At 40.8% G+C, this 1,095-nt stretch carries 2 protein-coding genes; both read right to left on the reverse strand.

The features are described from left to right. Positions 1 to 146: 146 nt before the first annotated feature. Positions 147 to 800: a hypothetical protein gene (locus N1032_RS23615; protein WP_259542815.1), complete on the reverse strand. Its 654-nt coding sequence runs from the start codon at positions 798 to 800 to the stop codon at positions 147 to 149. Beyond that, positions 793 to 1,095: hypothetical protein (locus tag N1032_RS23620; protein ID WP_259542816.1), on the reverse strand; the 303-nt coding region annotated here is incomplete at its 5' end. The genes N1032_RS23615 and N1032_RS23620, both read right to left, overlap by 8 nt.

The raw sequence follows: 1,095 nt of genomic DNA on the forward strand, positions 1-1,095 counted from the left end.
TGAACGCCGATTCTTCACCGTTGACAATTGTCGACGTTGTTTCGATATCGAACCCAGCTTCAATATTGAGATACTTTGCTTTGGTCGCAAATGATGTATCGATACTATCAAGATATCCAAAATCGAATTCAGCGCACGGTCGCATATTACATGCCTTTAATAGCTTTGAATTTATTACCACCACCAGTGGCTTTCTTTTGTTCGGGGGTTAAATCCTTATACCCGAATGGGGCTAAATCAAGCTCAGCAACTATTCTATCTTCAATATCTTCCACGTCGCCGTCGAGTGAGTACATACCGTTTAGTAGGTTTTCCATTATGCCTCTAATATACTCATCGGCTTTCACGTTGGTATAGCCGTAAGTTTCCTCTTTAATGCGGTTAACAATAGAATCACCTAACCGCCGTTCGAGTGTTCTAACTTTCACAATCTTAGCTACCTGGTCGTTCAAATTAGTCGCATTGGTGTTGATATTAATAGTTGCCAGTGTTTGGGTGATCGAGCCAAACCCGGATATGATTTGTTGTCTCATCTTATCCAGTTCAGCTTCTCGCTCAGGAGACCCCTGTTTTTTACCCTTGAATGAAATACGCCCTCGCTTTAGTACCCGCTTCACTTCCTGTAATTCTGCCAGAGCCGACCTCTCCAGACGATCATAATTCTTTTGTAAACGGGTTGCCATACGGCGAATTTCCGTATTGTAGGCTTTAACTGATGCCGCATCTATAAGCGGGTTTTTCAGTAATTCACGTAATACATTAAATCTATTAATGTCAATAACACTTACGTTTCTAGCCATTGCTTTGGATATCCCCTAGTAAAGTGGCGATGAATATGTCGGTCTCTTCACGCTTGTCAGCTATTTCCAAATATTTTAAAAAATGTTTGACATTGGTAGATCGACCCATTTCAAAACCGGATAATGTTTTAATGCTATCCCCTCCGGCTACGTCCTCCAGTGTGTACCCGATATGTAGTCGGTATCTCCTACATGTTCTCCCTATTTCTTGATATAGCCCCATGAAATAATCTCCAGTTAAATGAGCTAATATTATATCTCTTGTCAGGAGAATAGTCAACATGATAATTGTGAT

The sequence above is a fragment of the Herbiconiux daphne genome (genome assembly GCF_024979295.1).
GTDB lineage: Bacteria > Actinomycetota > Actinomycetes > Actinomycetales > Microbacteriaceae > Herbiconiux > Herbiconiux daphnes.

What these genes read in the sequence shown, in the direction of transcription:
- N1032_RS23615 (WP_259542815.1), bottom strand. Translation starts at nt 800, where the DNA reads ATGGCTAGAAACGTAAGTGTTATTGACATTAATAGATTTAATGTATTA.